The organism is Pseudoalteromonas sp. HL-AS1 (assembly GCF_031198785.1).
GTDB lineage: Bacteria > Pseudomonadota > Gammaproteobacteria > Enterobacterales > Alteromonadaceae > Pseudoalteromonas > Pseudoalteromonas distincta.
The window spans coordinates 1,865,917-1,890,667 of record NZ_CP133569.1 but is presented as its reverse complement, the minus strand read 5'-3'; the positions used below and the strand labels follow the sequence as shown (position 1 = coordinate 1,890,667).

General features: G+C 39.4%; 21 protein-coding genes. 13 read left to right on the top strand and 8 right to left on the bottom strand.

All coding sequences use genetic code 11. From position 1 onward, the window contains the following. The first annotated feature begins 7 nt into the window (after positions 1-7). The 5 genes from RB214_RS08845 (at position 8) to sucD (ending at position 7,372) form a co-directional block, all read left to right on the top strand. A complete protein-coding gene (locus RB214_RS08845; protein WP_002961804.1) occupies positions 8-724 on the top strand; it encodes a succinate dehydrogenase iron-sulfur subunit in 717 nt (238 codons plus the stop codon). A 91-nt stretch (positions 725-815) separates the two neighbouring features. After that, the gene (gene sucA, locus RB214_RS08840) at positions 816-3,635 is read left to right on the top strand and encodes a 2-oxoglutarate dehydrogenase E1 component (RefSeq protein WP_309166150.1); all 2,820 of its coding nucleotides are present in this window, start codon (positions 816-818) and stop codon (positions 3,633-3,635) included. Between the two features lie 3 nt (positions 3,636-3,638). Beyond that, entirely contained in the window at positions 3,639-5,156 is a 1,518-nt protein-coding gene (gene odhB / locus RB214_RS08835) for a 2-oxoglutarate dehydrogenase complex dihydrolipoyllysine-residue succinyltransferase (protein ID WP_165723478.1), read from the top strand. 177 nt (positions 5,157-5,333) lie between these two features. Continuing rightward, positions 5,334-6,500: an ADP-forming succinate--CoA ligase subunit beta gene (gene sucC / locus RB214_RS08830; RefSeq protein ID WP_002961809.1), complete on the top strand. Its 1,167-nt coding sequence runs from the start codon at positions 5,334-5,336 to the stop codon at positions 6,498-6,500. Further along, positions 6,500-7,372, top strand: a complete 873-nt coding sequence (sucD, locus tag RB214_RS08825; RefSeq protein ID WP_002961811.1) for a succinate--CoA ligase subunit alpha — start codon at positions 6,500-6,502, stop codon at positions 7,370-7,372. The genes sucC and sucD overlap by 1 nt, the downstream gene beginning before the upstream one ends. Before the next feature lie 58 nt (positions 7,373-7,430). Here the strand turns inward: sucD and RB214_RS08820 are convergent, their stop codons facing one another. Continuing rightward, entirely contained in the window at positions 7,431-8,501 is a 1,071-nt protein-coding gene (locus RB214_RS08820; RefSeq protein WP_039487976.1) for a DUF3083 family protein, read from the bottom strand. 218 nt (positions 8,502-8,719) lie between these two features. Between RB214_RS08820 and glnS the strand changes: the two genes are divergently transcribed. Then, positions 8,720-10,378: a glutamine--tRNA ligase gene (glnS, locus tag RB214_RS08815; protein WP_309166147.1), complete on the top strand. Its 1,659-nt coding sequence runs from the start codon at positions 8,720-8,722 to the stop codon at positions 10,376-10,378. Between the two features lie 308 nt (positions 10,379-10,686). On the opposite strand, the gene fur is transcribed toward glnS, so the two are convergent. The 5 genes from fur to RB214_RS08790 form a co-directional block, all read right to left on the bottom strand. Next, positions 10,687-11,130: a ferric iron uptake transcriptional regulator gene (gene fur, locus RB214_RS08810; protein ID WP_002962922.1), complete on the bottom strand. Its 444-nt coding sequence runs from the start codon at positions 11,128-11,130 to the stop codon at positions 10,687-10,689. Between the two features lie 186 nt (positions 11,131-11,316). Then, the gene (gene fldA, locus RB214_RS08805; protein ID WP_007586856.1) at positions 11,317-11,844 is read right to left on the bottom strand and encodes a flavodoxin FldA; all 528 of its coding nucleotides are present in this window, start codon (positions 11,842-11,844) and stop codon (positions 11,317-11,319) included. A 14-nt stretch (positions 11,845-11,858) separates the two neighbouring features. Beyond that, positions 11,859-12,137, bottom strand: a complete 279-nt coding sequence (gene ybfE / locus RB214_RS08800; protein WP_002962928.1) for a LexA regulated protein — start codon at positions 12,135-12,137, stop codon at positions 11,859-11,861. Between the two features lie 2 nt (positions 12,138-12,139). Continuing rightward, positions 12,140-12,361, bottom strand: coding sequence for a DUF2788 domain-containing protein (locus RB214_RS08795; RefSeq protein ID WP_002962930.1), 222 nt, complete (start codon positions 12,359-12,361; stop codon positions 12,140-12,142). Between the two features lie 95 nt (positions 12,362-12,456). Then, the gene (locus RB214_RS08790) at positions 12,457-13,224 is read right to left on the bottom strand and encodes an alpha/beta fold hydrolase (protein ID WP_138489112.1); all 768 of its coding nucleotides are present in this window, start codon (positions 13,222-13,224) and stop codon (positions 12,457-12,459) included. Positions 13,225-13,444: 220 nt separating this feature from the next. Between RB214_RS08790 and seqA the strand changes: the two genes are divergently transcribed. From seqA to RB214_RS08755, 7 genes are all read left to right on the top strand, one after another. After that, positions 13,445-14,041 carry a replication initiation negative regulator SeqA gene (gene seqA / locus RB214_RS08785; RefSeq protein ID WP_039487971.1) on the top strand — a complete coding sequence of 199 codons (597 nt, stop codon included), beginning with the start codon at positions 13,445-13,447 and terminating at the stop codon, positions 14,039-14,041. Positions 14,042-14,050: 9 nt separating this feature from the next. After that, on the top strand, positions 14,051-15,688 hold the full coding sequence (gene pgm, locus RB214_RS08780; RefSeq protein WP_309166133.1) for a phosphoglucomutase (alpha-D-glucose-1,6-bisphosphate-dependent): 1,638 nt from the start codon (positions 14,051-14,053) through the stop codon (positions 15,686-15,688). A gap of 120 nt (positions 15,689-15,808) precedes the next feature. Next, complete coding sequence (astE, locus tag RB214_RS08775; RefSeq protein ID WP_149602584.1) at positions 15,809-16,861, top strand: succinylglutamate desuccinylase; 1,053 nt, start codon at positions 15,809-15,811, stop codon at positions 16,859-16,861. A gap of 265 nt (positions 16,862-17,126) precedes the next feature. Then, positions 17,127-18,341 carry a thiamine pyrophosphate-dependent dehydrogenase E1 component subunit alpha gene (locus tag RB214_RS08770; protein ID WP_309166129.1) on the top strand — a complete coding sequence of 405 codons (1,215 nt, stop codon included), beginning with the start codon at positions 17,127-17,129 and terminating at the stop codon, positions 18,339-18,341. After that, positions 18,341-19,318: an alpha-ketoacid dehydrogenase subunit beta gene (locus tag RB214_RS08765; RefSeq protein WP_002962936.1), complete on the top strand. Its 978-nt coding sequence runs from the start codon at positions 18,341-18,343 to the stop codon at positions 19,316-19,318. The genes RB214_RS08770 and RB214_RS08765 overlap by 1 nt, the downstream gene beginning before the upstream one ends. An 8-nt stretch (positions 19,319-19,326) precedes the next feature. After that, positions 19,327-20,913: a dihydrolipoyllysine-residue acetyltransferase gene (locus RB214_RS08760; protein ID WP_309166126.1), complete on the top strand. Its 1,587-nt coding sequence runs from the start codon at positions 19,327-19,329 to the stop codon at positions 20,911-20,913. A 414-nt stretch (positions 20,914-21,327) separates the two neighbouring features. Beyond that, positions 21,328-21,693 carry a DUF805 domain-containing protein gene (locus tag RB214_RS08755; RefSeq protein WP_033022375.1) on the top strand — a complete coding sequence of 122 codons (366 nt, stop codon included), beginning with the start codon at positions 21,328-21,330 and terminating at the stop codon, positions 21,691-21,693. A gap of 58 nt (positions 21,694-21,751) precedes the next feature. On the opposite strand, the gene RB214_RS08750 is transcribed toward RB214_RS08755, so the two are convergent. Then, positions 21,752-22,921 carry a putative manganese transporter gene (locus RB214_RS08750; RefSeq protein ID WP_138489105.1) on the bottom strand — a complete coding sequence of 390 codons (1,170 nt, stop codon included), beginning with the start codon at positions 22,919-22,921 and terminating at the stop codon, positions 21,752-21,754. Between the two features lie 120 nt (positions 22,922-23,041). After that, on the bottom strand, positions 23,042-24,667 hold the full coding sequence (locus tag RB214_RS08745; protein WP_138489104.1) for a M28 family metallopeptidase: 1,626 nt from the start codon (positions 24,665-24,667) through the stop codon (positions 23,042-23,044). Positions 24,668-24,751: the final 84 nt, after the last annotated feature.

Below are 24,751 nucleotides of genomic sequence, written 5' to 3'. Positions count from 1 at the left end.
ATAGACGATGGCACAAGTACAATTTTCAGTTTATCGTTATAATCCAGATGTTGACAACGCTCCTCGTATGCAAGAATACACCTTGCAAACAGAGGAAGGTCACGACATGATGGTGTTAGATGCACTTATTCTTTTAAAAGAACAAGATCCTACACTATCTTTTCGTCGTTCATGCCGTGAAGGTGTGTGTGGATCTGATGGTGTTAACATGAATGGTAAAAATGGTTTAGCATGTATTACTCCTTTATCTACGCTACAAAAAAATGGCAAAGGTAAAATTGTAGTACGTCCGTTACCAGGCTTACCTGTGGTTCGTGACCTTGTTATTGACATGAGTCAGTTCTACACTCAGTACGAAAAAGTTAAACCTTATTTAATTAATGATCAGCCTGCAGCAGGCGAGCGTCTTCAATCTATTGAAGAGCGTGATAAATTAGATGGGCTATATGAGTGTATTTTGTGTGCATGTTGTTCGACATCGTGTCCTTCGTTCTGGTGGAATCCAGACAAGTTCATTGGTCCAGCAGGCCTTCTTCACGCTTACCGTTTCTTAGCTGATAGCCGAGATACAGCAACTGAAGAACGTTTAGCGGATTTAGACGATGCGTTCAGTGTGTTCCGTTGCCACAGTATCATGAACTGTGTTAGCGTTTGTCCTAAGGGTCTTAACCCGACTAAAGCAATTGGGCAAATCAAATCTATGTTATTAAACCGAGCGGTTTGATTACTTAGTAAACGTAAGATGGCTAATACAGATTATTAGCCATCTTGTTATGATAACTATTAATTTCTGCGCTAAAGAAAAGGGCTTATAAATGCACGAAGGTGTGATGAAGGCATGGCTAGAATCTTCACATTTAAACGGCGGCAACGTTGCTTATGTAGAAGAGCTTTATGAAGCGTATTTAGACGATGCGACTTCTGTGCCAGATGAATGGCGAGAAGTGTTCGAACAATTACCTAAAGTTGATGGTGTGGATGTTGAAGTAAAACATTCAGAAGTTCGAACGCAGTTTGCACAGCTTGCAAAAAACAAGCATAGAGAAGTAGTGGTAGCAGAGGGTAGTGGCGGTGACCTTAAACAGGTTAAAGTTCTACAACTTATTAATGCTTTCCGTTTTCGTGGACACCAAAATGCAAACCTAGATCCATTAGGTATTTGGCAACGAGAGCGTGTACGAGATTTAGAGCTAGAGTACCACGACTTATCTTCAAGTGATTTTGACCGCGAGTTTAACGTAGGATCGTTTGCCGTAGGCCGCGATACTATGCCTTTAGGTGAACTATACCAAGCACTAAAAACTACATATTGTGGTTCAATTGGCGCTGAGTATATGCACATCACATCAACAGAGGAAAAGCGTTGGTTACAACAGCGTTTAGAATCTGTCCAGTCTAGGCCAAAATTCGAAAAAGACGAAAAGCTGCGTATCCTAAAAGGATTAACTGCTGCTGACGGACTTGAAAAATATTTAGGGGCTAAGTTCCCAGGTGCTAAGCGTTTCTCACTTGAAGGTGGCGATGCGTTAGTTCCAATGTTAAAAGAGCTTATTCACCGCGCTGGTGAAAGCGGCCAACAAGAAGCTGTTATTGGTATGGCTCACCGTGGTCGTTTAAATGTTCTTGTAAATGTACTTGGTAAAAATCCATCAGAATTATTTGATGAGTTTGCTGGTAAACATAAAGAAACATTAAGTTCTGGCGATGTTAAATACCACATGGGTTATTCATCTGACTTTGCTACTAAAGGTGGCAATGTTCATATGGCGCTTGCATTTAACCCGTCTCATCTTGAAATTGTAAACCCAGTTGTTATGGGCTCAGTACGTGCTCGTCTTGACCGCTTAGGTGACAGTTCTGGTATTAAAGCTTTACCAATTACAATTCATGGTGATTCTGCGGTTACAGGCCAAGGTGTTGTACAAGAAACGTTTAACTTATCACAAACTAACGCGTTTAGTTGTGGTGGTAGTATTCGTATTGTTGTAAATAACCAAGTTGGTTTTACTACATCAAAACAAGACGATGTACGCTCTACTGATTACTGTACTGACATTGCTAAAATGGTTCAGTCACCTATCTTCCATGTTAACTCTGATGACCCTGAAGCAGTTGCATTTGTTACTCAAATTGCACTTGATTTCAGAAACCAGTTTAAACGTGACGTAGTAATCGATTTAGTATGTTACCGTCGCCATGGTCACAATGAAGCTGATGAGCCTAATGCAACTCAGCCTGTTATGTACCAAAAAATTAAAAAACACCCAGTTCCACGTTTAATATACGCAGACCAACTTATAGCTGAAGGCTCTTTTTCTGAACAAGAAATAAAAGCACTTGCTGATGAGTACCGTAATGCATTAGACGAAGGCAACTGTGTTGTTTCAGAAATTCAACCAGAGACATCGCATTCTTCAGATTGGGCAAAGTATGTTGGCCATGAATGGGATGTTGCTTACGATGCCAGCGTACCTGTTGAAGAGCTCAAAGCACTCGGTGAGAAAATCGCTTCTTACCCAGAGCAATATAAAGCACAGTCACGCGTTAAAAAGATTTACGATGATCGTAAATTAATGGCTTCTGGTGAGAAACCTCTAGATTGGGGGATGGCAGAAACACTTGCTTATGCAACAATCGCAACTGAAGGCACTGACATTCGTTTAACTGGTCAGGATTCAGGGCGTGGCACATTCTTCCATCGTCATGCTGTTGTTCACAGTCAATCAGACGGCGCTACTTATACACCTCTACAGCACTTAAGCGAAGATCAAGGTACTTTTGAAGTATTTGATTCTGTTTTATCTGAAGAAGCTGTTGTTGCTTTTGAATACGGTTATGCAACTGCAGAGCCTACTTCATTAGTGCTTTGGGAAGCACAGTTTGGTGATTTCGCCAACGGTGCACAGGTTGTATTTGACCAATTCCTAAGTTCTGGTGAGCAAAAATGGGGCCGTTTATGTGGTCTTACAATTTTGTTACCACATGGCTACGAAGGACAAGGTCCAGAACATAGTTCAGCTCGTTTAGAGCGTTTCCTACAACTATGTGCTGATCACAACATGCAAGTATGTGTTCCATCTACTCCTGCACAAGTTTACGCTATGCTTCGTCGTCAATCAGTTCGACCACTACGTCGTCCGTTGATTGTTATGACGCCTAAGTCGTTGCTTCGTCATCCTCTTGCAACTTCATCGCTTGAAGAGCTATCGCATGGTGTTTTCCATAATATGATCGACGAAGTTGATGATATTAACCCTGAGAAAGTCGAACGCGTTGTATTTTGTAGTGGTAAAGTTTATTACGAACTATTACAAGAGCGTCGTAAGCTTGAGCAAGATAATATTGCTATTGTTCGTGTTGAGCAGTTATATCCGTTCCCACATGACGAAATGCAAACAATTATGGAACGTTACCAACACGTAACTGATTTTGTATGGTGTCAAGAAGAGCCACAAAACCAAGGTGCATGGTACTGTTCACAACATCACTTTATTGATGCAATCCCACAAGGTGCTAAATTAAAATATGCAGGACGTAAAGCGTCTGCATCACCAGCGTGTGGTTACATGTCAGTACATACTAAAGAACAACAAGCGCTCGTTGCCGACGCGCTTACTATAGAAAATAAAGGATAAGCAATGAGCACAGAAATTAAAGTTCCTGTTCTTCCTGAGTCGGTTGCAGATGCTACCGTTGCTACATGGCATGTAAGTGTTGGCGACAAAGTAACTCGCGATCAAAACTTAGTAGACATTGAAACAGATAAAGTGGTTTTAGAAGTTGTTGCACAGCATGACGGTGTAATTACAGAAATATCACAAGAAGAAGGTGCAACCGTACTTGGCGATCAAGTTATGGGTTTACTTGGTGATGCTGATGCAGCGCCAGCAAGTGAAGGTTCATCTAAAGAAGAATCAGCACCAGCTAAATCAGATGACGCGCCAGCGGCGCAATCAGCACCAGCATCAGAAGGTAAAGAAGTGGACATTAAAGTACCTGTACTTCCAGAATCAGTTGCAGACGCAACAATTGCTACATGGCATGTACAACCAGGTGACGCAGTAACACGCGACCAAAACTTGGTAGATATTGAAACAGATAAAGTTGTTCTTGAAGTAGTAGCTCAAGAAGATGGCATCATGGGTGATATCATTCACAACGAAGGCGATACTGTACTAGGCGAGCAAGTAATTGGTTCGGTTAAAGCAGGCGGTGCACCAGCGGCTCCAGCTGCAAAAGCAGACGAAACGCCAGCGGCAGATTCTAGCGAAAGTTCAGATGTGTTAACACCATCAGTTCGTCGTTTAATTGCTGAGAAAGGCTTAGACGCTTCTAAAATTAACGGCACGGGTAAAAATGGCCGTGTAACTAAAGAAGACGTTGATACGTTCTTAAAAGCACCAGCGCCAGCGGCTAAAAAAGCAGAAGCTTCTGCTCCTGCAGCACCGATGGGCGATCGTACTCAAAAACGTGTTCCTATGACTCGCCTACGTAAAACGATTGCTACACGTCTTCTTGAAGCTAAAAATTCAACTGCAATGTTAACAACATTCAACGAAGTGAACATGGAACCAATCATGAGCCTTCGTAAGCAGTACCAAGAAGTATTTGAAAAGCGTCATGGTATTCGTTTAGGTTTCATGTCTTTCTACGTGAAAGCGGTAACTGAAGCACTTAAACGCTTCCCAGATGTTAATGCATCAATTGATGGTGACGATATTGTTTACCATAACTATTTTGATATCAGCATTGCAGTATCTACTCCACGTGGTCTAGTTACTCCAGTACTTAAAGATTGTGACAAACTATCTGTTGCTGAAATCGAAAAGGGTATTCGTGAATTAGCACTTAAAGGTCGTGATGGTAAGCTAACGCTTGCAGATATGACCGGTGGTAATTTCACTATTACTAATGGCGGCGTATTTGGTTCATTACTATCTACACCTATCATTAACTTGCCACAGTCTTCAATTTTGGGTATGCATAAAATCCAAGACCGTCCGATGGCTGTAAATGGTAAAGTAGAAATACTTCCTATGATGTATTTAGCTCTTTCTTATGACCACCGTATCATTGATGGTAAAGAATCAGTTGGTTTCTTAGTGACTATTAAAGAGTTACTTGAAGATCCAACTCGCTTATTGCTAGATGTTTAATCTAGTTGTATGAAATGTAAGCTGTGAATGAACATTCACAGCTTTTTTTTTGCGCCTTTGGTCTTACTGGGGTTTTCATGTTAAGCCTTGGGATCTATACTAGGTGCGCAATTTGGGATAGTTGTTTATTTGAAAAAATATTCAGCTCTTTTAGTATAAAAAATTGGATAAAGCATCATGAATTTGCATGAGTATCAGGCAAAACAACTTTTTGCCGAATATGGTTTACCAGTTTCTCAGGGTTTCGCTTGCGATACACCTGAAGAAGCTGCAGCAGCTGCTGAAAAAATCGGCGGTGATATGTGGGTTGTTAAAACTCAGGTTCACGCAGGTGGACGTGGTAAAGCTGGCGGTGTAAAGCTAGTAAAAACTATCGACGAAGTAAAAGCGTTTGCAGCTAACTGGTTGGGTAAAAACCTAGTTACTTACCAAACAGACGAGAAAGGCCAGCCAGTAGCTAAAATTTTAGTTGAAAGCTGTACTGACATTGCTAACGAATTGTACCTAGGTGCAGTAGTTGACCGTGCATCTCGCAAAGTAGTTTTCATGGCGTCTACTGAAGGCGGCGTTGAAATTGAAACTGTTGCAGAAGAAACACCAGAGCTTATCCACAAAGCTGAAATTGATCCATTAGTGGGTCCTCAAGCTTACCAAGCACGTGAACTAGGCTTCAAATTGGGTCTTAACCCAGTACAAATGAAGCAGTTTGTTAAGATCTTTATGGGTCTTGGTAACATGTTTACTGATTTTGATTTCGCACTACTTGAGATCAACCCGTTAGTAATTACAGACGAAGGTAACCTTCACTGTCTTGACGGAAAAATCGGTATTGATGGTAATGCACTTTACCGTCAACCTAAAATCCGTGAGTTCCACGATCCATCTCAAGAAGATGCACGTGAAGCACACGCAGCAAGCTTCGAGCTTAACTACGTTGCTCTAGATGGCAATGTTGGTTGTATGGTTAACGGTGCAGGCCTAGCAATGGGTACTATGGACATCGTAAACCTACACGGCGGCAAACCGGCTAACTTCCTAGATGTTGGCGGCGGCGCGACTAAAGAACGTGTTTCTGAAGCATTCAAAATCATCCTTTCTGACGATAATGTTAAAGCTGTTTTAGTAAACATCTTTGGCGGTATTGTACGTTGTGACATGATTGCTGAAGGTATCATTGGCGCAGTTAAAGAAGTTGGCGTAAATGTACCTGTAGTTGTACGTTTAGAAGGTACTAATGCTGAATTAGGTCGTGAAGTTCTTAAGAACTCAGGTCTAGATATCATTGCTGCTGAATCACTAACAGACGCTGCTGAGAAAGTTGTTGCTGCTGCGGAGGGCAAATAATGTCTGTATTAATCAATAAAGATACAAAAGTTATCTGTCAAGGTTTCACTGGTGGCCAAGGTACTTTCCACTCAGAGCAAGCGCTTGAGTACGGTACACAAATGGTTGGTGGTGTAAGCCCAGGTAAAGGCGGTCAAACGCACCTTGGTCTTCCTGTATTCAACACAGTTCGTGATGCTGTTCAAGAAACTGGCGCAACTGCTTCAGTTATCTACGTACCAGCTCCTTTCTGTAAAGATGCAATCTTAGAAGCTATCGATGCTGGCATCGAGCTGATTGTTTGTATCACTGAAGGTATCCCTACGCTTGATATGGTTGACGTTAAAGTTAAACTAGATCAAACAGGTACTCGTATGATCGGTCCTAACTGTCCAGGTGTTATTACTCCTGGTGAGACTAAGATTGGTATCATGCCTGGTCACATCCACAAACCTGGTAAAGTAGGTATTGTTTCTCGCTCTGGTACTTTAACGTACGAAGCGGTTAAGCAAACTACTGATGCTGGTTTTGGTCAGTCTACGTGTGTTGGTATTGGTGGTGATCCAATCCCAGGTACTAACTTTATCGACGTTCTAGAAATGTTCGAAAAAGATCCACAAACTGAAGCAATCGTAATGATTGGTGAAATTGGTGGTACTGCAGAAGAAGAAGCTGCAGAGTACATCAAAGCTAACGTAACTAAACCTGTAGTATCTTACATTGCTGGTGTTACTGCACCAGAAGGTAAGCGTATGGGTCACGCTGGCGCAATCATCGCAGGCGGTAAAGGTACTGCTGATGAGAAATTTGCTGCATTAGAAGCTGCGGGCGTAAAAACTGTACGTTCACTTGCTGAAATCGGTAAAGCACTTAAAGAGAAAACAGGCTGGTAATTGCTTGTTTCCTTTGAAAAGGCCCGCTTATGCGGGCCTTTTTGTTATTGAGGTAAATTTAGAACGGATAACTAATATGCTGAAAAAAGCGTACAGACAAATCTTGTCGTTGTTTATTTATGGCCAGCTCGTTACATAATGCATGAATTGTTTTCTCTACTTGGTTCATAAAGCGGCCATAACCAATTTCATGTTTATCCTGCTGCGTTGCTACAATAACAAAATGTAGTGTTTCTACTAATTTTGTTGCTTCATAAAAATATTTAATTTGATTTTCATTTGATTCAACATCAAAGCTCAACTTTTGTAACTCTGCATTACCTTCATTTTTATCTATTTTACTGTTTCGGACAATGGGTATTGCGCCATTAGCTACCATTGCACCGTGTGTTAGTTTGTTTTGTTCACATGCGCGTTTAAAACTATCTGCAAAGTAATCATAAAACTTTTCCACATCGTTATTGTTCACTATTGTTTGAAACTGTGTTTTGATGGCCCGAGAAACCGCAATGGTAAATGTTGCGTAAGTCATTTCAGCATAGTCACTAGGGATATTACATTGCCTTGATTGATAACGAGGGTAGAGGCTTCTGAGTTTATATCCATAACTCTCTTTATTTCCCTTATCTTTAGCAAATAAATCGTAAGTTAGATGTTGGTGATCGCGAAGTTTAAATTGGGGCTGATTTATAAATAACTGTTCTTGGAGTAAGTTTAATACTTTTTGCACTCTATTGTGAAACAAAGCTGAGTTTGCACGTAAGTCTTCACCCGTGGCTAAAAACAAGAAACGTATTTTCTTGCTTTTTATATCTGGTGAGTAATAAATTTTATGTGCCTCGTGATAACGAGGGTTATAAAAAAACAACATCTGCTTGTCGGTTTCTAATTGATATGACTCATCATGAAAGCGTACAACCGGTAGTTTATCGTTTGCTAATAAATGTACATTATGCAGTTCATACTCATCACAACATGCAAATAATTGACGCGCAATACGCTCATAGCAACAGTTTATAGTGCTAAAGCTATTATAAAATGCTTCATTAGGTATTATTTCAGCCAATAAATAGTGGTTAGCGCGTGCATTAGTTGGAATATATACACGGTGTTGATTAAGTGTCGCCATCTTAGAATCCTTATAAAGTAGGTTATTTAGCTACTATAATTGGCTTTGATGACCTAAATGTTGCGTTAAAACAAATTTTATTCATAAACAATTGAACAAGTGGATTAAAGTTAATCAATATCTAAAATAAACCTTAATCTATTGCTGTATGTTATTGTATGTTTTTGTAATAATGCATTAGTTTTGTTATTACGTAATATTTAGAGGATCACACTCCTATGGCGGAAATTGAGAATCGCCCAAGTAACTTTATTAGAACCCGAATTGATGAAGACTTAGCAAGTGGCAAACATGCGACAACGCATACACGTTTTCCACCTGAGCCAAATGGTTTTTTACATATTGGCCATGCCAAATCAATTTGTTTGAATTTTGGTATCGCAAAAGACTACAACGGTTTATGTAACCTACGTTTTGACGATACAAACCCTGAAAAAGAAGACATTAACTACGTTAACTCTATTAAAGAGGATGTACAGTGGTTAGGCTTTAATTGGGATGGCGACATAAAGTATTCTTCTAACTATTTTGATACTTTATATGGTTACGCAGTAGGGCTTATTGAAAAAGGCTTAGCGTACGTTTGTTTTTTAACTGCAGACGAAGCACGACAGTACCGCGGTACATTAAAAGAGCCAGGTAAAAACAGTCCTTATAGAGATACTTCAGTTGAAGAAAACCTAGCGTTATTTGAAAAAATGCGCGCTGGCGAATTCAAAGAAGGTGAATGTGTATTGCGTGCTAAAATTGATATGGCAAGCTCATTTATGGTGCTTCGCGATCCAATTATTTACCGTGTACGTTTTGCTCATCATCACCAAACAGCAGACAAGTGGTGCATTTACCCAATGTATGACTTCACTCACTGTATTTCTGATGCGCTTGAAGGTATTACACATTCATTATGTACATTAGAGTTTCAAGATAACCGTCGTTTATACGACTGGGTACTTGATAACATTAGTTTAGAGTGTCACCCACAGCAAATTGAGTTTTCGCGCTTAAATCTTGAATACACTATTATGTCAAAGCGTAAGCTAAATGATTTAGTAGTAAATAACTATGTAGAAGGGTGGGATGACCCTCGTATGCCTACTATTGCAGGTTTACGTCGTCGTGGTTATACACCAGGTTCAATTCGTGAATTTTGTTTGCGTATTGGTGTAACAAAACAAGAGAATATGGTTGAAATGGGCATGCTTGAAGCCTGTATCCGTGAAGACTTAAACGAAAATGCACCACGTGCAATGGCTGTACTCGATCCTGTTAAAATCGTTATTGAAAACTACGATGCAGATAAAGTTGAAACTTTATCAGTGGCTAATCACCCAAATAAAGAAGAAATGGGGCGTCGTGATGTTCCATTTACTCGTGAAATCTATATTGAACGAGAAGACTTTAAAGAAGAAGCGAATAACAAATTCAAACGTTTAGTACTTGATAAAGAAGTACGCTTACGTGGTGCTTATGTTATTAAAGCGCAGCGTGTTGAAAAAGACGAAAATGGCGAAATCACAACTATCTTCTGTACTTACGACAGCGAAACACTTGGTAAAAACCCAAGTGATGGTCGTAAAGTAAAAGGTGTTATTCATTGGGTTTCAGCACCAGAGTCTATTAGTGCAGAAGTTCGTTTATACGACCGCTTGTTTAGCGTACCAAATCCAGCAGCTGCAGAGGAATTTGAAACTACGCTAAACCCGGAGTCACTGGTTGTTTTACCTAATGCTAAATTAGAACCATCGCTTGCTAATTCACAAGCAGAGCAGGGCTTTCAGTTTGAGCGTACAGGTTATTTCTCTCGTGATTCTAAATCAGAGAACGTTGTATTTAATCAAACCGTGGGTCTTCGCGATTCATGGTCTAAAACTCAATAAGTAATATCTAAAAAACCTGAACTCTGGATAATAAATCTATCTCGAGCAGCTATTTTCAGCGCTAACTGCGTTGAATTTACTTGCAATAGGCCAGCTATTGACGCGTGAATTCGCCTTGTTTTCACTTAAAATCTCTGGCTAGAGAAAATAAATTTGAATATCACCATGATTCAATACGTTGGTAAATCTCTTAACCAGAGTTCAGGTTTAGTATCCCCAGGATTTACTGGGTATATTTATTACTATTGTCTTTTAGGCACAAAAAAACCTGCACTTAGCAGGTTTTTTTATTGCTTTTAAAAGCGATATTAGCTGTTAGCGTCGCTAAATTCTTTACACGCTGCTTTATCATTACACTCACCGTATAAATACAAAGAATGGTTTGTAAGAGTAATACCATTTTCTTCAGCAATTTCTAGTTGACGACGCTCAATCATGTCATCTTCAAACTCTACCACTTTGCCACATTTCAAACATACTAAATGATCGTGGTGAGTGCTTCCAGAAAGTTCAAATACTGATTTTCCGCCTTCAAAGTGATGACGGCTTACAATACCCGCATCATCAAATTGGTTAAGTACGCGGTATACAGTTGCAAGACCAATTTCTTCACCTAGATCCAAAAGAATTTTGTAAACATCTTCAGCACTGATGTGTTGGTTATCTGGAGATTGTAAAATCTCTAATATTTTAATACGCGGTAAAGTTACTTTTAAACCGGCTTTTTTAAGTTCCAAGTTATGATCAGTCATTAAATCTGTCTCAATTTTATTTGGTTATACTAGACATCTTGCAAAGATGTACACGACACATTAGCAACAAACAGGATAACGTGCCTAAGCGTTAAGTGCAAAGAACAATTGATTTATATTGCCTCTAAAGCTTAAAACGCTAACTGTTTGATAATTATTTAAACAGCTAGCGATATATGCAGTAAATTAGTCAGCTAATTCACTTAAACACATTTCTTCATATACTTGAGCAGACCATGCTTTAACACGTTGTTCTGTAAGCTCTGGTTGACGGTCTTCGTCGATACCCAAACCTACAAAGTGCTTATCATCAGCCATTCCTTTAGATGCTTCAAAGTCATAGCTTTCACTTGGCCAATGGCCCACAACAATAGCGCCACGTTCAGTAACAATATCGTTGATCATGCCCATTGCATCTAAAAAGTACTCAGCGTAATCTTCTTGGTCACCACAACCAAAAATAGCAACAAGTTTACCTTCAAAGTCTACTTCCTCTAGTTCTGGAAAAAAGTCATCCCAGTCACATTGAGCTTCACCGTAGTACCAAGTAGGGATACCGAATAAGATTAAATCAAATTCAGCAATCTCTTCTTTAGAGCTTTTTGCAATATCATGAACAGCCACTAGCTTTTTACCCAATTCTTTTTGGATCATTTTTGCTACGTGTTCTGTGTTACCTGTGTCACTTCCGAAAAAAATGCCTACACTTGCCATGGATTTAAAACCTTTTATGTATCAATAGCCAATCTTTCTTGTAAAATCGTTTCAATCAGCGCACTGCGGCTAATATTTTGTGCATCTGCCATATCACTCAATGCTTGATATAACTGCGATGAAACTTTAAATTCAACACGCTTTAAACCACGTGCTTTATCTCTTTTTATTTGATTACGTTTATTTACCTTTAACTGCATATCCCGAGAAAGGGGATTGGTTTTAGGTCTGCCTGGGCGTTTTTCGTATTCAAATAAATCGAGTGTAGTTCTATCTGTTTCTGACTTCGCCATGCTTAACCTACACCTGCGCCTTGCCAAAATACTTGAATAAGCCCTTTAGCAATAAAGCCTGAACAACCTAAAAAGAGCACACCCCAAACAATGTATTGTCCGAACTTTGGTACATTGCCACTTTTTAGTACGTCTTTAATTGCCATGCCGATGAATATGAAAATACCGGCTAAGCCAAAATACAACCCTAGGGTATCAAATTCGTTAATTAACTGACTGACCATCAACGTATAACCTTTAAATTAAACGGCGCGTACTATAGCATATAAATATTCATATATTTAGTGCGCTGAATCAAAAACACGCGATTAAAATTGCTTTAAACCGCAGTTAAAAAGTCATTTATCGCTTTATTAACAGCAAGAGGCTTTTGAGCATGAAGCCAATGACCTGCGCCATGAATAATTTTAGCCTTGGTGTTTTTAAAGCGTGCTGTAATTGCAGTACGATGCTCGGGCAATATATAGTCAGAATCATTACCTTTAATGAAAAGAGTATCGCATAAACAAGAATTGTTTTCATTAACATTGGACGTGATTGTCGAATATTTTTCATCAAGCACATTTAGGTTAAATCGCCATGCAAAATGACCTTCTTCATTTTTGGCGAGGCTTTTAAGTAAAAATTGTCGAACTCCAAGCTCTTCGATAAAAGGCTGCATAATTGCATCAGCTTGCTTTCTATCATCTATTGACTGCGTTGAAACTGCTTTTAGTGCTTGTAATATTTTTGTGTGGCGAGCAGGGTAACTAACAGGTGCGATATCAAGTACAACCAATTTATTTACCAGTTCAGGGTGTGTTAGTGCTAATTCCATTGCGACTTTCCCACCCATAGAATGTCCAACTAAATGAGCTTTATCTATGTTTAAATGTGCTAATAACTCGACAATATCTTGAGCCATTGCAGGGTAGTTCATTTCATCACTATGAGGAGAAAGCCCGTGGTTGCGTAAATCAACGTTAATAACATTAAAGTGTTCACTTAATGGTTTTGCGATTACATTTAGGTTTTCTAATGATCCAAAAAGTCCGTGGATCAAAATAACATTAGGGCCTTGCCCTTGTTGCTTGTAATTTAACTGCATACACGCCTCCTGAAAATTTCGCCATAGTTTGCCGAGCATTGCTCTAAAAAGCAAAAAATACAGCGACTATTTATTAAATTGGGCTTTTGTTCGTTAAATCAACAACAATCAAGTAAATATTAATATGTTTACGGGAGTGCTTGTTGTAACTCGCATTTCTGATTGGTTTGGGTATAATCACACGGGAGAAAAAAATGTGACCCGTAATGACAGGAAGAACATGAAACAAATCGACATAGACGACGAGTTATATCAGTATATTGCAAGCAATACGCAAAGTATTGGTGAAAGTGCATCCACTATTTTACGTCGTTTATTAAATCTGAGCGGCGAAAAAATTCAAACCGCAAACGTAGAACTAACTCAAAATAATCAAACTGCGACTACGTCTACCGCCACATTAAAAAGCTCAGAGCCACCTGCTGCTGAGACTTCAAAAAAACAAACGCCTGTAGCTCACGCACCCGTGAAGCAAAAAAGCGATAATGTTTTTAATGTATTAAATAAAGAAGAGCTGGCAATGCAAAAGGGTGTTGTTGGGCGCTTTTTGTTTATTTTAAGTGCATTTTACCGCACACATAAAACTGATTTTTCGGCTGTACTAGATATAAAAGGGCGTGACCGTGTTTACTTTGCTACTAGTAAAGAAGCCTTAGTAAATAGCGGTAGTAGTATGAACCCTAAAAACATAACTGATAGTGAATATTGGGTTATGACAAATTCTAATACAACGCGTAAAAAAATGATGCTTCATGAAGTTGCTCTTTGCCTTGGATATAGTGCAGAGCAAGCTGAAAAAATTCGCGATTACCTGTAAGGAAATATAATGGCTATTCACTCAGGCGCAGGCAAAACTGCTCCACAATCAGCACTGGTTAACGTACCTAAATTAGTATCTGCGTATTACTTAAACGAACCTGATCTTGAACAAAATCCAGAGCATTGTGTTGCTTTTGGTACATCAGGCCACCGTGGTTGTTCTTACGATGTTAAATTTAACGAGTCACACATTTTAGCGATTACTCAGGCTATTTGTGATTATAGAAAACAAAATGATATTTTTGGTCCGTTATTTTTAGGTAAAGACACACACGCACTGAGTGAGGCTGCATTTAATTCAGCTATTGAAGTTTTAGTTGCTAACGAAGTGCAAGTGATAACGCAAGAAAACGGTGACTTTACACCAACGCCAGTTATCAGCCACGCCATAGTTAGCCATAACAAGCTACACCCAAATGAGCTTGCAGACGGGATTGTTGTTACGCCTTCGCATAACCCTCCTGAAGATGGTGGCTTTAAATATAACCCACCTAATGGCGGACCTGCTGACACCGACGTTACTAAATGGATTGAAGACAGAGCAAATCAACTTTTATTAGAAGACTTGGTCGAAGTTGAGTTATTCCCATTCGCTAAAGCTTCACGTTCAGGCTTTATTCGCTACGAAGATTTAATGACTCCTTATATTGATGATTTAGCAAATATCGTTAATTTAAAAGTCATTAGCGATGCAGGTATCAAAATTGGTATCGATCCACTAGGTGGTTCAGGTATTAATTTTTGGCCTGTTATTGCTAAAACATATAATTTAGATTTAACCGTTGTTAATGATGTTGTTGACCCACGTTTTGCTTTTATGCCACTTGATAAAGATGGCAAAATTCGTATGGATTGTTCATCACCTTATTCAATGGCGAACCTTATTGCATTAAAAGATGATTTTGATGTGTCTATTGGTAACGACCCTGACTACGATCGCCACGGTATTGTAACGCCAGATGGTTTAATGAATCCAAACCACTTTTTAGCAGTGGCAATTGATTACTTACTTAAACACCGTGATTGGAATGAAACAGTAGAGATTGGTAAAACACTGGTTTCTAGCTCTATGATCGATAAAGTAGCAGCGCGCAATAATCGAAAAGTAAAAGAAGTACCCGTAGGCTTTAAATGGTTTGTTGAAGGCTTAAGCAAAGGCAAGCTTGCCTTTGGTGGCGAAGAAAGCGCAGGTGCTGCATTCTTACGTTTTGATGGTTCTGTATGGTGTACAGATAAAGACGGCTTTATTATGGGACTACTCGCTGCAGAAATACTTGCAGTAACAGGTAAAACACCATCAGCGCTTTATAAAGAACTAGAACAAGAGTTTGGTTCTCCAATTTACAAACGTCTTGATGCACCGGCCTCAAGCGGCCAAAAGTCACGTTTAAAAGCATTGAGTGCTTCTGATGTTAAAGCAGATACACTTGCTGGCGAACCTATTTTGCAAAAACTGACTCATGCACCAGGTAACGATGCGGCAATTGGTGGTTTAAAAGTGGTCACTGAAAATGGCTGGTTTGCAGCGCGTCCATCAGGTACTGAAGATATTTATAAAATATACCTTGAATCATTTAAAGGTGAAGAGCATTTAGCGTTACTTGAAAAAGAAGCTAAAAAGTTAGTCGATTCTGTGATCAGCTAACACTGCTTAAACTATTTTAAAACGGCTGATTTATTCAGCCGTTTTTGTTTCTATACCTTTATCTTGTGCATATGTATGCATAAGAGTTTACTCTCACATTATTTTTAAAGGGCTTATTACATGTCAGCCAATCCATCTTACTTAAATGAATTAAAACAAACAGGCGATTTTTTAACGCTTAGCCGTAATAACGAATGGCATTTAGATGCAGGTGAATTTGTTTTAGATAATGGAACTTGTGTAAATATACACGATACCGGTGTAATTGAGTTTCAACCTGCTGTCAAAACAAGCAAAGATGTAATTTATTCAAGCGCTGTACACGGTAACGAAACTGCGCCAATTGAAATTTGTGATGCGCTCATTAAACAAATTATAAAAGGTGAGCTAGTCCTTAAACAGCGTGTTTTATTTATTTATGGTAATCCACAATCAATTAATATTGGCCTGCGTTTTGTAGAAGAAAACTTAAATAGATTATTTAATGGTCACCATACAGTTGAAGGTGTACCAATGAATAATGAACGAAACCGCGCTGCAAAGCTTGAGCAATACGTAAGTGACTTTTATGCACGTGGCCAGCAAGGCAGTAGCCGATGTCATTACGACTTACACACTGCAATTAGAGGCTCTAAAAACGAAAAATTTGCTGTGTATCCATTTTTACATGGTAAGCCATGGAAAAAGTCACAGTTACAATTTTTATTGAGCTGTGGTGTAAATACCGTACTTATGATGAAATCACCCGCAACAACGTTTAGCTATTATTCGTCGTTTGTTCATGGTGCGGACTCGTTTACGGTAGAGCTGGGTCAGGTTAAGCCATTTGGCCAAAATGATATGGCCCGCTTTGAAAAAACAAAGCAAACATTAACTGCATTAATTAGCCAAAATGAAGTTAAATACCCTGATTTTAATGCAAGTGAGTTTGAGTTATTTGCAGTGCACCGCACAATTAATAGAACGCAGGATGATTTTAGTTTCCCTTTTTCTGATGATGCTGAGAACTTTACTGGCTTTGCGAAAGGTGAACTACTTGCAACCGACGGTGATACAGCGATTTACGCTGACGTTGAAGGTGAGGCTATTATATTTCCAAATGCGAGCGTAGCATTAGGCCAAAGAGCACTGCTTACCGTTATTCCAATGGATATTGATAGCAATTTCGTCTAATTAAACTCATCAGACCACTGATGACTTCAAGTTAACTATATGATTACTATTAATTAAAGTAACCGTATCGTTAACTTGCCACTTATTTAACCTGTATTTGCTTTTGTTTCGTCCCAGATGTGTTGAATAACACTTTACGTTAACGTAAAGTGTTGGCAGCTTTAATTAAAGATAGTGCAGATGTTGCAAAGTTTAACCAGCAACAATCACCCACAATAATAATTTAAAGGGGCACTGTTTTACCGACAACAAAAGAAGGTAGGTTATGAGTAATCCAAATAACGTATCGCTGAATATTAACCACGCGCTTGAATTTATTGATGGCCAAGCACTTAATATTCCAACCCTTAGTATTTTAACTGAGGACGGCGACATTCATCCTAGTGCAACCGCACCTAATATTTCAAAACATACCGCTATTAAGTTATATGAAACAATGCGTTTTATACGTTTGTTAGATGAACGTATGCAAGGCGCGCAGCGCCAAGGTCGTGTTAGTTTTTATATGCAATGCCTAGGCGAAGAAGCCGCAGTTACAGCCTCTGCTGCTGCACTTGATCAAGACGATATGATCATGGCCCAATATCGTGAACAAGCAGCACTGCATTATCGTGGTTTTACGCTCGATCAATTTATGAACCAAATGTTCTCAAATGAATTGGATTTAGGTAAAGGTCGCCAAATGCCAATCCATTATGGCTCTAAAGCGCTAAACTACATGACGATTTCATCGCCACTGGGTACGCAAATACCACAGGCCACAGGTTATGCATATGGTCAAAAAATAAAGCATATCGACGCTAAAACAGGTGAGCTTGCAAGCACAATTGATAACGTGACTATTTGTTACTTTGGTGAAGGTGCTGCATCAGAAGGTGACTTTCATGCGGGCTTAAATATGGCGGCTGTTCACAAAGCGCCGGTTATATTTTTTGCACGTAATAACGGCTATGCCATATCTACCCCTGCTGATGAGCAGTTTAAAGGCGATGGTATTGCGTCGCGTGGTGTAGGTTATGGTATTAAAACAATTCGTGTTGATGGCACAGATGCACTTGCAGTGTATGCAGCGACTAAAAAAGCACGGGAAATAGCCTCAACACAAGGTGAGCCTGTGCTTATTGAATCGATTGCTTATCGATTAGGCGCGCATTCTACATCAGACGATCCCAGTGGTTATCGCTCTAAAGATGAAGAGGCAAATAATCAAATCTGTCCTATTGATAAATTTAGAAAATGGTTGGTTAAGCAAGATTGGTTAAACGAAGAGGACGACATAAAAGCAAAAGAGTCGATTCGTGAAGAAATTTTAGCAGCGCTTAAGCGTGCTGAAGTTGTTGCCAAGCCTGCTTTAGAAGAATTGGTATCTGACGTTTACGATACTCCAATTCCCTTATTGCAACGCCAGTACGAGCAATTAAAAGATCATATAAAACAGCATCCAGATGCTTACCCAGTAACCGCAGGGAGAATTAAGTAATGGCTAAAATGAACATGCTCCACGCAATTAACTCTGCCCTCGATATTACGATGAACGAACACCCTCAAGCCTGTATTTTTGGCGAAGATGTTGGTTACTTCGGCGGTGTATTTAGAGCAACATCAGGTTTGCAAGAAAAGTACGGTAAGCATCGCGTTTTTAATACGCCTTTAACCGAACAAGGTATTTTAGGCTTTGCTAATGGCTTAGCGGCTTTTGGTGCGCCTGCATTGGCAGAAATTCAATTTGCTGATTATATATTCCCAGCGTTCGATCAAATAGTAAATGAAGCCGCTAAATTTCGTTATCGCAGTGGTAATGAATTTAATGTGGGTAACTTAACTATTCGTACGCCTTATGGCGGTGGTATTGCTGGTGGCTTATACCACTCGCAATCACCCGAAGCTTATTTTGCACATACACCGGGCTTGAAAGTGGTTGTACCGCGTAACCCTTATCAAGCTAAGGGGTTATTACGTGCCTCTATTAAAGATGATAACCCTGTCATATTTTTTGAGCCTAAGCGTTTATATCGTGCATCAACAGGCGAAGTGCCAGAAGAAGATTATAGTATTGAATTAGGCACGGCTGAAGTAGTACAAGAGGGTACCGATATTACGCTTTTAGCGTGGGGTGCTCAAATGGAGATTATTGAAGAGGCAGCACAGCAAGCAAGCGAGCAAGGTATAAGCTGTGAAGTTATTGACCTTCGTAGTATTTTACCATGGGATGTTGAAACGATTGCTAAATCGGTTATTAAAACCGGTCGTTTAATCGTGAGCCATGAAGCGCCTATAACTAATGGCTTTGGTGCCGAAATAGCAGCAACAATACAACAAGCGTGTTTCTTGCATTTAGAGTCGCCAATTTTACGTGTATGTGGTCTAGATACACCATACCCGTTGGCACTTGAAAAAGAATACGTACCGGATGCACTAAAAGTGTTGGCTGCAATTAAACAATCAATGGATTTTTAGGGGTTACCATGGCGAAAGATTTTATATTACCCGATATTGGTGAAGGCATTGTTGAATGCGAAGTAGTTGAATGGCTAGTACAAGAAGGCGATACCGTATCTGAGGATCAGCCAATTTGTGATGTGATGACAGACAAAGCATTAGTACAAATTCCGGCAGTGCATGATGGCATTATTTCAAAGCTATATTATCAAAAAGGTGAAATTGCTAAAGTACATGCTCCTTTATTTGCTATGGATGTAACTGGTGATAGTACTAGTAATGAAGTAGTAGAAGAGCCAGTTCAAGCTGAAAATCAAACTAATAACAATGCATCTGATGTAGTTGAGGACTTTATACTACCTGATATTGGTGAAGGTATTGTCGAATGTGAGATTGTTGATTGGTTAGTCGCAGAAGGCGATGAAATAGAAGAAGACCAAGCGGTTTGTGACGTAATGACCGACAAAGCATTAGTACAAATTCCGGCAAAATATACAGGCACAGTAAAAAAACTATATTACCAAAAAGGTGAAATAGCAAAAGTACACAGCCCGTTGTTTCAAATGACAATTGCAGGCAGTGCAGTAAAGCCAAATGTTGATATAAACCAAGCGGTCGTAAAGGCTCAAACTAATGCCGTCGCTGAAAAAGTTGCCCCAGTTGAAACGCAGCAAGCTGCAAAGGTTATCAATCAAAAAGCGGTTGCATCCCCTGCAGTTCGTCGTAAAGCACGTGAGCTAGATGTTGATTTAACCTGTGTACCAGGTAGTGGAAAAAATGGCCGTATTTACAAGCAAGATATTGAAGAGTTTGTAAAAGGCGAAGTGCCAAATACTATTGATACTTCACCGCTTAATAGCGATGCTTCTCAAAGTGCAGTAAAAAACCAAACACAGAATCAAAGCGGTGGCGTACGAGTAGAGCAAATTCAAGGCATTAAAGCGGCCATGGCCAAGCAAATGGTAGCTTCGGTTTCAACTATTCCGCACTTTACGTTTAGTGATGAAATAGACTTAACACAGCTTATAGCTTTGCGCAGCTCCTTAAAAGAGCAGTACAAAGCACAAGGCGTAAAGCTCACCATGATGCCATTTTTTGTAAAAGCACTCTCGCTAGCAATGAAAGAGTACCCTGTACTGAATTCAAAAGTGAATGATGATTGCTCAGAGCTTACCTATTATAACGATCATAATATTGGTATAGCAGTTGATTCAAAAATTGGCTTGTTAGTGCCTAATATTAAGTCGTGCCAGAGTAAGAGCATTGTCGATGTGGCTAATGATTTAACCCGCTTAACTCACTCAGCGCGAGAAGGGCGTGTTGCACCTGATGATTTAAAAGGTGGGACAATTAGTATCTCTAACATTGGTGCGATTGGTGGCACTATTGCGACCCCTATAATTAATAAACCAGAAGTAGCTATTGTTGCATTGGGTAAACTGCAGCACTTACCGCGTTTTGATGAAAGTGGCCAAGTTGTGAGTAAAGCGATAATGCAAGTGAGTTGGTCTGGCGATCATCGTGTTATTGATGGCGGCACTATTGCACGCTTTAATAACCTATGGAAATCGTACTTAGAAAATCCTTCGGCAATGATGATGGCAATGAGTTAATAATATAATTGTTTAAACCTAGGGCGTGTTGATCTTTGGTGATTGAATTTGCAGCAGTATGTTTGGTTTTTAGGCAAGGCAGAGCCTATGAAGTGTGGTTACTCCCCATAAGTAGGCGATAACGCAGCATAAATGCCAAACATGCGCTGCCCTTCGGGTTCTGCCTATGGGCGATAAACTCTTTGTTGCTCGGTTTTTACTTAGCCCACTAGGTTACAAACCTCGCGCCGCGATTAAATCGCCCCTAGATTGAACAAATTTCAATCCGCAAAGGTCAACACGCCCTAATAAAAAACCAGCAATTTGCTGGTTTTTTGTTTTAAATGAGTTTGTTTTTATTTAAGATACAAGTGTTACTAAAAAGTAATAAAATTAACCCCGTTAGGGAATATAAAAAAACACTAAGGAACTGTTATGGAACATTATATGAACGCGCTGCGCAGCTACGCTGATTTCTCAGGGCGTAACCGCCGTAAAGCATTTTGGATGTTTTACTTAATCAACTTTTTAATTGCTTTAGTATTGGGTGTGGTTGATGAGCTGACGGGTATAGCTGTGATTGGAACAATTTATAGTTTAGCACTGTTAATACCTCAATTAAGTGCTGGCGCACGTCGCCTTCATGATACTGGTCGTTCAGGCTGGTGGCAGCTGCTATGGTTAGTACCAATTATTGGTTGGATTGTTTTAATTGTATTTCTTGCACAAGATTCACATGAAGGTGAGAATGATTTTGGTCCAAATCCAAAAGAGCTAGCTGTAGAGCCAGCTTCTGTATAAGAAAAATAACTTAATTAAAAAGCTCAGCAATTGCTGAGCTTTTTTGTTTATGGCAATTTTAACTTAAAAAGTAAAGGCCGTAGCCTACGGCCAAAGCAGGAATAGATGTATACACAGTCGCAATTACAGCCGCTTTAGGTGCCATTGCAATTGCAGGAAATAACGCATCACCATCATTAGATATTGCATTAGCAGTTAATGCACTAAATGGAATAATACCTTGAATATATAACGTAGTAACAATTATTTGCGGACCACAACCTGGTAAAAAACCAATCACTACAGCAATAAGTGGCGCTAAATAAGCATAATGTGCAAACCAGTTTTTTAAATCAAGCCCTGCAATATTTACTAAAATCTCAAACAACATAAATGATGCCACTACCCATGCGGTCACAAAGTGTGTGTCTTGAAGTACTTTAATAATTTTAGAAGGTGGATTACATTCATCGTCTTCTGAGGTTACTTCTTTATAGCTTTCACCTTTAGAAGAATACGCCCATATAGTTACAGTAAATAACGCCATTGCAGCACCAAAAATACTAATACTTGTGCCTGTGTATTTTCCAAATTGATCAAAGTCGACATTAAATGCAATTAAAAAAGCAATAATGAGGCTTGGAATAATAGCGAACATCCAAACGGGTTTGCTTATTTTAATTATACGAGTTGGCAATACTTTAACTTGGTGTTTTTGTTCTTGCTTTGTTGGGCGTAAAAAGTCTTTTGCATGTAGGGCATTTACTATAACACCACAAAGCGTGCCTACGACTAAGCCAATGGCCATTATGGTTAAACCTTCAGTAGGGCGAGTGGCAAGGAGTAAAAATGCGGCATCTCCCATTGTAGCTGTTAAAACAGCAACAATAGCCCCAAAACTTGCTTGGCCTTTTGTAAACTGGGTAACCACTATTATTGCACCACCACATCCAGGAAGGGCACCTAAAACGGCAGCAAAAAATATTTCTAATACCGGCGATTTAGCACTTAAATAACTAAGCTCTAATTGAGGTAAATGCTCTATGGCGTAGTAATAAATTAATAATGTAGCAGCAACAAATACGCTAACTTGAAAAAAAGCATCACTTAGTGCTGTTATTGTAATTTCACGAAGTGATGGCACAGCTAAGCATACCAGCAAAAAAAGTGGTAATAATAAACGTTTATTTTGGCTAACAAAGCGTTTAGAAGCGGGCGTAATAAATCCTATTTGAGAGAGTAAAATCATACAGTGTTACCAATTAAATAAACTTAGTAACACTGTATATTTTAATTAAATGATAATCAATATCATTTGCATCTATTTAAATCGATTACTCTCTTTGAGTTTTTCGATGTTAAACCAATGCTACTTACGTTGAAATTCTGAGTTTGCATTCCACGTTGGCCATTGCTCTTGCTCCGAAATATCAAAGCCTACTTTATAAAACAATTGTAAGTCTTGAACAGCACCCGATAAATCCCATTCGTCACGGTAACGATCACATGGTTGATGATAACAACCGCGAAGTACTAAACTCATGCGTTTACGGTAATTAGCTGTCTCTTCGTCAGCTGCGACTGTGCCGCCACCTGCGTACATGGCTGGAATGCCCATATTAGCAAATGCAAAGTGATCAGAGCGGTAATAGCCACCAGATGATGGTTTAGGATCGCCTGATATTGTTCTGCCTTGCTCTTTAGCTGCAGTTGCTAAAAACTCATCCATTTGTGACTTACCAATACCAACCACATTCATGTCTTTTACTTTGCCTAATAAATTTAAGCTATCCATGTTTATGTTAGCGACTGTTTTATTAGCTGCAATCACTGGGTTAGCTGCATAGTATTTAGAACCTAGTAAGCCTTGTTCTTCAGCCGTAACTGCTAAAAATGTCATTGAACGGCTAGGGTGCTTAGGTAACTTAGTAAAGGCTTCAGCTACTTCAATAAGCCCAGCGGTACCCGTTGCGTTGTCGTGAGCACCGTTGTAAATTTGATCGCCTTTACGTGTTTTATCTGTACCTAAGTGATCCCAATGCGCTGAGTAAATAACATGCTCATCTGGTTGCTCGCTTCCTGGTAACGTAGCGATAAAGTTATACGACACTGATTTTTTAATTGTATTTTTAACATTAACAGAAGCAGTTAAATCGCCCATATCAACATGGTAAGCACCTTTAGCTGCGTTTTCTTTCGCAGTCTCAAAATCTAATCCTGCTTTAGTAAAAAGCTCTTTTGCTACGTCAGTTGTAACCCAGCCTTCAACGGCTACGCGGTCCATATTGTTGTTTTCTTTTTGAAAACCAAACTGCTCGCCACTCCACGAATTTTCAACAACCGACCATGGGTATGACGCAGGTGCTGTTTCATGAATAATAATTGCGCCAGCTGCACCTTGTCGACTTGCTTCTTCATATTTGTATGTCCAACGACCGTAATAGGTCATTGCATCGCCAGTAAATAAAGCAGGGTCTTTTGTTGCAAAGCCCGGATCGTTAACCAGCATTACAACCGTTTTGCCCTTAACGTCTAAGCCTTCGTAATCATTCCAATTGTATTCAGGGGCATTAACGCCGTAGCCCACAAATACAAGTTCAGAATTTTCTATGCCTTCTTGTGCGCTAATGCGGCTGCTACCCATAACCATGTCTTTTTTATATTGATAGTCTTTACCACCAATACTAAGCACCATATTCGAATCAGCTTCTAAAGAAACCAATGGGACTTCTTGTAAGTAACTGTCGCCATTACCTGGTTTTAAACCTAAAGCTTTAAACTGCGCAGTTAAATAATCAAGCGTTAGCTTTTCGCCAGGTGATGAAGGAGCACGGCCACCAAATTCGTCCGATGCGAGTACTTTTACATGTTTAGCCAGTTCATCAGCTTGAATACTGTTATAACCATTTGTTACATCAGTCGGGGTAATACTTGTTGTTGCGCAACCTGCTAAAACAGCAGTAGCGAGGAGTGTGAGAGAGAAATAATGTTTCATGTCAGCTCTTTTTTTGTTTTAAGTTGTGATTAGTATATTAACTTCTATTAAGCAGAACCAGTTTTTGCGGTAAACTTCTCGTAA